2 protein-coding genes are annotated in these 3053 nt (G+C 61.4%); both read left to right on the forward strand.

What is annotated here, in order from left to right:
• Window positions 1-1053 precede the first annotated feature (1053 nt).
• Complete coding sequence (locus tag A39O_RS0107250) at window positions 1054-2148, forward strand: tyrosine-type recombinase/integrase (RefSeq protein ID WP_020504026.1); 1095 nt, start codon at window positions 1054-1056, stop codon at window positions 2146-2148.
• Window positions 2145-2864, forward strand: coding sequence for a hypothetical protein (locus A39O_RS40520; RefSeq protein ID WP_169338414.1), 720 nt, complete (start codon window positions 2145-2147; stop codon window positions 2862-2864). The genes A39O_RS0107250 and A39O_RS40520 overlap by 4 nt, the downstream gene beginning before the upstream one ends.
• The last annotated feature ends 189 nt before the right edge of the window (window positions 2865-3053 follow it).

A 3053-nucleotide genomic window follows, 5' to 3' on the forward strand; every position in this document is an offset into this window, starting at 1 on the left:
GCGGCTGGATCGAGGTCCTGCCGGCGGCTTAGCGGCCGTCTTCACCTGGACCGGCCAGAGCCCAAGCCCGAGGGCGAGCCCTGTCGGCGCTGGATTTGGACACCCTCCCGAAGACCCTCGCGGNGCTTCCGGCCGGCGCTGGACCTGACACCCTCCCGAAGACCCTCGCAAGAATCCACGGGGAGGGCTTCCGCTCTACGGTAACGGTGACGAATGATCCGGCCATGAGCTATGCTCCGTATGCCACCGCGGCAAAAATCTCGCCGCGAATCGCCGCCCTGACGGTCAATACGGCAGGGTGCCCGTCACCCGGAGCGGGCGGAGTGAAATCGACCGTGATGCGAGCCGGTCGCGCAGTGGCCGGAGGGTTCTCCGGGTGTACCCTCACCATGACTTGGCCCGGCCGGTTGATGCTGACACCGCTCCACCGGGGAGGGCTTCCGCCTGGACAGGCCAGCGGCAGAGCCCCAGGGCGAACCCGGCCGGCGCTGGACCTGACACCCTCCCGAAGGCCCTCGCGGCACTGGTCAACCTCCCGGAGCCCGGCCGGTTGATGCTGACACCGCTCCACGGGGAGGGCTCCCACCTGGTGACCGGCCAGCGGCAGCGTAAGCGTTGTGTCCGGTACCGAATAACGCCACCGATTGACCCGAGCGGCGCCCCTTCAAAGACCCCTCAAACCTGGCATGAAACCCGCTTAACGCCCCGCTTTTTCCTCGCACTGTCCCGTGAATGTCCCATTGCGACCACGCGAGCCAACAAAGACCATCATAACCATAACGATGCAGCACGGGACCAACGGATTAGTTATCAGCCGTTGCCTTTTCTTGCCCCGTGCTGCACACTCTAAGCTGTCATTGGATCGCACCCCCAAAGACGAACAAGCCCCGGATCGGCAGCAACCGACCCGAGGCCCTGACCCCTACCAACCTGTACCGAGGTTTGGCAATGGCTACCTGCCAGCGTATCACCCCCCGCGCCCGCTATCGCCCGCGCGTCACTGCAACCCACCGGCACACGGGCGGCCCCCGGCCAAGGTCGGAGGGCTAACCCATGGCGACCTTGTTCAAGCGCACTGACAAGACCGGCGCGGTCAGTTGGCAAGTGAAGATCCGTAAACGTGGACATCAGCCCGTTACCGCGACCTTTCCGCGCAAGACCGACGCGGAACGCTGGGCCAAGACCACCGAGGCGGCCATCTTAGAAGGCCGCTATTTCGCCACCACCGAAGCCAAGCGACACACCATCAGCGACCTGTTAGACCGCTATGTGCGCGACGTGTTACCCACCAAGAAGGCCAAGACCCAAGCGCCCCAGGTGCAACAACTCGCATGGTGGAATAAGCGGATCGGCAGTATCACCCTGGCCGATTGCACCCCTGCCTTACTGGTTGAGTGTCGGGACGCTTTGAGCCAAGAGCCGATACCGCCACAGGCCCCCGGCGCCCCCGAACGGCACCGCACCCCCGCGACTGTCAACCGTTACCTTGCCGTGTTATCCCACGCCTTTACGGTAGCCGTGAAGGATTGGGCTTGGGTCGATAGTAACCCGCTGTTGAAGGTGACCAAGCCCAAAGAGCCCCGCGGCGTTGTGCGTTTCCTGGACCCTGACGAACGCGCCCGACTACTGCACGCCTGCCGTACCAGCGGCAACCTTGACCTGACCTTAGCGGTTCTCTTGTCCCTTGCCACCGGAGCCCGGCAAGCGGAAGTGATGGGCTTACGCTGGGGTCAAGTGGACTTTGGACAGCGGCGGATCATCTTGCATGAGACCAAGAACGGCGAGCGGCGCGTGTTGAGCTTGAGCGGCCCGGCGCTGGACCTGTTACGCGAACGCTCCAAGGTGCGGCGCTTGGACACCGACCTAGTGTTTCCAGGCCGCATTCACCCCGGAACCCCCGTAGACCTGCGAACACCTTGGTTAACGGTCCTGAAGCGCGCGGCAATCCCTGAGTTTCGTTGGCATGACTTGCGGCACTCGTTTGCGTCTGAACTGGCGATGAGCGGCGCAAGCCTCCCGGAGATTGCGGCGGCCATGGGACACAAGACCCTGAACATGGTTCAGCGGTATGCCCACCTGAGCGAAGATCATACCGCATCGGTTGTTGAGCGGATGAACGCGCGGATTTTCGGGGAGGGCGGACAGTGAGCGAGCTACGCCTAGTATCAGGATCGACCTTGCGTGAAATCATTCGTACTTGGCCCGAGGCCCCTTCAGGCCAAGAGGATAAAACCATTCGGAGGATACTGCTAACGCAATGGCAGGATGGGTTTGCTAAAGATTGGACTTCAATGATTGGTTCATCGCACTATCTGCCATATTGGCCCGATGTGGACATCCCTGACCAAACGGCAATTATTGCGCAGCTAAACGCGCAGCAAGCGTTGACGCTATTTGATGGCTCGCTATTGCTGGGCGCCTGCCTGCCCCCGCCGGCTTATATTCTCTATCTATCCCCAGGGAGATTCTCAAATGCAATTTTGCACGGACAAATAGACCCCCGACGCCCGAGCGATAGCAAACCCTTTAGCACCCTGACCGACAGTGAAGAACTTCCGAATCCATCTTGGTTGTGGACACGGGAAGAAATCGAGCATTACGCGGTAAGCCAATACAGACGTTCAACTTATGGCCCAACGGCAGAGGAACAGACGAACGAAAGCGGCAAGCCTTGGCCCTACTCTCACGACACCGAGTTATTAGGACATCTGCGATGGACCATTGAGACTTATTGGGAGGGAAAAGACCCGAAACAGGCCCCAACAAAAGAAACAGTTGTCGAGAAATTGATGGAATTGCGCGGGGTATCAAAGCGCGCGGCTAATGCAATTGACCAGATTGCGCGACACGACGCCCGGCGCTAGTTAGGCTTGTCGGTATACGGTAGCGCTGGACCTGGACACCCTCCCGGAGCCGGTCAACCTCGTGGAGCCCGGCCGGTTGATCCTGGCACCGCTCCGCGCAAAGGCCTTCCACCTGGTGACCGGCCAGCGGCAGCGCCCCAGGGCGAGCAAGGTCCCCGGCCGGCGCTGGACCTGACACCCTCCCGAAGG

Origin of the sequence: Lamprocystis purpurea DSM 4197, from assembly GCF_000379525.1 — a bacterium.
GTDB lineage: Bacteria > Pseudomonadota > Gammaproteobacteria > Chromatiales > Chromatiaceae > Thiodictyon > Thiodictyon purpureum.